The 3,849-nt window shown below is 75.1% G+C and carries 4 protein-coding genes and 1 pseudogene; 1 reads left to right on the top strand and 4 read right to left on the bottom strand.

The features are described 5' to 3' along the window. Window positions 1-295, bottom strand: a pseudogene (locus AAHZ94_RS30235) (hypothetical protein); the annotation flags it as partial. A gap of 444 nt (window positions 296-739) precedes the next feature. Then, on the bottom strand, window positions 740-1,387 hold the full coding sequence (locus AAHZ94_RS30240; RefSeq protein WP_349996917.1) for a TetR/AcrR family transcriptional regulator: 648 nt from the start codon (window positions 1,385-1,387) through the stop codon (window positions 740-742). Window positions 1,388-1,426: 39 nt separating this feature from the next. Between AAHZ94_RS30240 and AAHZ94_RS30245 the strand changes: the two genes are divergently transcribed. After that, window positions 1,427-1,753: a rhodanese-like domain-containing protein gene (locus tag AAHZ94_RS30245; RefSeq protein WP_349996918.1), complete on the top strand. Its 327-nt coding sequence runs from the start codon at window positions 1,427-1,429 to the stop codon at window positions 1,751-1,753. Window positions 1,754-1,860: 107 nt separating this feature from the next. On the opposite strand, the gene AAHZ94_RS30250 is transcribed toward AAHZ94_RS30245, so the two are convergent. Continuing rightward, window positions 1,861-2,364 (bottom strand): hypothetical protein, encoded by a 504-nt coding sequence (locus AAHZ94_RS30250; protein ID WP_349996919.1) that lies wholly within the window; start codon window positions 2,362-2,364, stop codon window positions 1,861-1,863. Window positions 2,365-2,687: 323 nt separating this feature from the next. Further along, complete coding sequence (locus AAHZ94_RS30255) at window positions 2,688-3,551, bottom strand: alpha/beta fold hydrolase (protein ID WP_349996920.1); 864 nt, start codon at window positions 3,549-3,551, stop codon at window positions 2,688-2,690. Window positions 3,552-3,849 lie beyond the last annotated feature (298 nt).

The following is a 3,849-nucleotide window of genomic DNA, read 5'->3' on the forward strand; positions in this document are numbered from 1 at the left end:
GGGGGGGGGGCGGGGGGGGGGGGGGGGGGGGGGGGGCCCCGGGGGGGCGCCCCCCCCCCGGGGGGGCCCCCCGGGGGCCCCGGGGGGGGGGGGGCGCGCCGGCGGGCGGCGCCTCGGCGGACCAGGCGAGCGAGACGACGTTGCCGGTCGGGGTGGTGGCCCGGCGTGCGCCGTGGGGGGCGGACTCGGCCGTGAGCGCCCCGGCCACGTCGTCGGCCGTCGCCGCATCATCGGCCGTGACCAGCACGTCCTGGGGTTCGGCCCCCGCCCGCACTGCCGTCACCAGGACACGCATGGCTGCCTTCCTCCCCGTTCGCGGCGCTGCGCCGGTCTCACTCGGCTGCCACCGAGGCTATCTGCTGGGTACGTCACCCATCCGGCGGCCTGTGGATAACTCGGCGCCGTGCGTTGCCCGTGGCGTGCCGGGGCCGTCCGTCGGCATTCACGGCACGGGGGTGGGCGGCGGTTCCCACAACTCCCGGAGGGTGGCATTCCGGTGGCCAGAGAGCGTGGGGCGGGGCGTGGGCGGCGGTTCGGTGCGAGTCGGTGGGCGGCGGGACGGTGAGGCCGCCTACGGGCCCCGGGGGCGGTCTTTTGGGCCCGGGCGGGCGGCATTCGGGTAGGACGGGGCGGCGCTCGGCAGCGGCGTACGGGCCGACGGGCGGGCCGGTCGGCGGACGGCGGACGGGCCCGGCCAGCGGGCGCCCGGTCAGTCAGTGAGCAGCGGCGCCACCGCCCCTCACGGGTCCACAGGGTGCCCGGGGTCCACGGGTTGCAGGGCTGCGCGGGCGAGGCGGATGAGGCCGGCCCGCATGCGTTCTTCGCCGAGTTCCGGCAGGAGGGCGGCCACGTGTTCGGCGGACAGGGCGGCGAGCAGGGCGTGGGCGGTGTGTTCGGGGTCGGGCGTGGCGCCGAGCAGGATCGTGGTGTGGCGGTGCCAGAACCGGTACGCGCCGATGCGGTACCTGGCGCCGGGCGTCGCCACCTCCGACATCCGGACCAGGGCCAGGTGTTCCAGCAGGTAGTCGAAGTAGGCGCCGATGAAGGCGGCCAGCCGCTCGCCGTCCGGCGCGCCGGGGCCCAGCGGGGGCGGGCCAGACAGGATCGCCTCCTGGAGCACCCGCTCGCGGGCGTCCAACAGGGCGACGGCCAGCCCCGACTTGTCGCCGAAGCGCCGGAAGAGGGTGCCCTTGCCGACGCCGGCGGCTGCGGCCACCTGGTCCATCGAGACGCCGTCCACACCGTGTTCGGCGAAGAGGCGGGCGGCTGCGTCCAGCGCGGCGGCGCGGTTGCGGGCCGCGTCGGTCCGCTCCTTGGGGGGACGGGTGCGCAGGAGTTCCAGCGGGATTGCAGAACCGGACTGCGGTCCGTTAACGTCATGAGCCACAACCGGACTATAGTCCGATTCCCTCGGGAGGGCATTGCCATGACCGCACTCATCACCCGCGCCGAACTCCGCCAGGCCATCGACGCGGGCGCCGTGACCGTCCTCGACACTCTCGGCGGGGCGCAGTACGACGCGCGGCACCTGCCGGGCGCCATCGCGCTCGTACGGGCCGACGTCGATGCGCAGGCGCCCGCACTGCTCCCCGACCGCGCCGCCGCGATCGTCACGTACTGCTCCAACACGGCGTGCCCCAACAGTGGCCAGGTCGCCGACCGGCTCACCGCGCTCGGCTACACCAACGTCCGCAAGTACCGCGAGGGCATCCAGGACTGGGTGGAGGCCGGGCTGCCCACCGAGTCCGCCTGAGCCGTCTCTGGCCCCGGCTCGCGCTCGACGTCGCCGGGGGCGGGCAGCGCGTTCGCGTTGCTCGCCCCCGGCGGTCGCGCGTACGGGGAGCACCTACGGCGGGCGCGTCAGGCCGCAGGTTGGGCGGCGAGTGCCTGGGTGAGGGCCGTCAGGAACGCCTGGGGGTTGCGGGTGGGGATGCTCAGACCCTGACCGCGTCGGGTGGCGATGACGACGCTGTCCATGCCCATCGGGACGGCCCAACCGCCGCCCACCAGGCGGGGCTCGCTCCGGACCGACTGCTGGACGGCGCGGGCCGCGGCGAACGGGCGACCCGGCGGCTGCTGCGCGAGGTGCAGTGCGGCGGCCACCGATGCCGTGTCGAGGTCGACGAGCGGCAGTCGCTCGCGGCCGACGCGCAGGGTGGCGGGGTCGATGTCGATGCGGTTGTAGAAGTACTTGGAGATCGGGACGCTGGTGAAGGCGAAGAGCAGGAGCAGGAAGAGCGCCGAGACCGCGAGCCACGGCCCCAGGTCGTCGGGCAACGAGTCCACGCCCATCCAGGCGACGCCCGCGACGTAGGCGGAGAGGCAGATCAGGGTCCAGACCTTGGACGGGCGTTCGCGGTACATGCGGTCGATGATCCGAGAGCCGTTTCCCACCTGGCAAGCGAGTCCCGGGCCGCGGTGCGATGAGATGGGCCACACGGACTGCGTACGGGGCCGGCCGGCGACTCGACCGGCGCGCCGCGTGACGGCGGCTGCATACGGGGTGGCTGTGGTTGCGCACGAGGTCACCGGCCGGCTGGGCAACTCCTGGGCTGGCGGCGGCTCCTGGCGCGGTCGGAGCGACAGCAGCACTCCCGCAGCAGCGACGCGGCGGCAACGGCGCCGCGGTGCACGCGGCAGGCACGTCGGTCGAGCCGACCACACCCGACCCCCCACCCCGCCCCACGTCACCCCGGAAGTTCGGCCGCCAAGAAGGGTTCGACCACGCGTCGCCAGTCGTCGGGCCGGTCGTAGTGGACGAGGTGGCCGGCGTCGGGGACCTCGGCGTAGATGCCGCGGGGTAGGACGCGCACCATTTCCTGGGCCTCCGCGCGGCCCAACTCGCCGTCCAGGCCGCGCACGACCAGGGTGGGGCACTGCACGAGAGCGAGGTCCTCCCAGTGCGCGTCGTGCACCCAGGTCTCACGGGCCATCAGCATCTGGCGGCGGGAGAAGACCGGCCGCCAGCCGTCCGCACACTCCGACATCACCTCGGCGTAGAAGTCGCCGCGGGTGGACCTGGGGCGCTCAAGCGTCGGGTCGTCCTCGCCGAACCACCTGCGGACGTCGGCCAGCGTGGCGAAGGGGATCGGCCACGAGGCGAACCAGTCCGACCACTCGTGCTGCGACGCGGCCCCCAGCGCGGAGGCCCGCATGTCGCAGATGACCAGGGCGCGCACCAGGTCGGGGCGGCGGGCCGCGAGCTGCCAGGCGGTCAGGGCGCCCATCGAGTGCCCGATGAGGACCGCCGGGCCGAGGCCGAGCTGCTCGACGGCGGCTTCGGCGTCCGCCACATACGCCTCGCGGGTGTAGGGGCCGTCGGCGGGCTTGTCGCTGCGGCCGTGGCCCCGCTGGTCCAGGGCGACGGCCCGGTGGCGGGTGGAGAGCCAGCGGGCGGTCTCCGCCCAGTGCGCGGCCCTGCCCATCAGCCCGTGCAGTAACAACACGCCGGGCGCCTGCTCGGCGCCGCTCTCCGCCTTGGGCGGATCGGCGAACTCCCCCGCGGCGAGCCGCACGCCCGCGGCTCCCGTCACGTCCGTGCGCCGCACCATGTGTCCCGGCACCTCCATCCCTCCCTAGAGCAGCCCCACAGTATCGAACCTTTATTCGAACAAGTGGCTATCGGCGCGAACACCCCTCGTTCGGGTGACTGGCCGCGGGGATTGTCAGCCGCTGCCGAGGGGAGACAGCTACACGGGGGCGGACTGCTCGGGGAAGGGAGTCCGCCGCGGTCGACCTTGAGAGCTCGGGGCTCCAGGTCGCCACAGGGGAACGGGGAGGCCGGGGGCCCGGGGGGGGGGGGCGCCCGGGGGCGGCGGGGGGGCGCGCCCCCCCCCCCCCCCCCCCCCC

Source organism: Streptomyces sp. HSW2009 (genome assembly GCF_040240285.1).
In the GTDB taxonomy this organism is placed as follows: Bacteria; Actinomycetota; Actinomycetes; order Streptomycetales; family Streptomycetaceae; genus Streptomyces.

Bases quoted from the DNA above. Each gene is read 5' to 3' on its own strand.
- AAHZ94_RS30245 (WP_349996918.1), top strand. From the start codon at position 1,427: ATGACCGCACTCATCACCCGCGCCGAACTCCGCCAGGCCATCGACGCG.
- AAHZ94_RS30255 (WP_349996920.1), bottom strand. From the start codon at position 3,551: ATGGTGCGGCGCACGGACGTGACGGGAGCCGCGGGCGTGCGGCTCGCC.
- AAHZ94_RS30250 (WP_349996919.1), bottom strand. From the start codon at position 2,364: ATGTACCGCGAACGCCCGTCCAAGGTCTGGACCCTGATCTGCCTCTCC.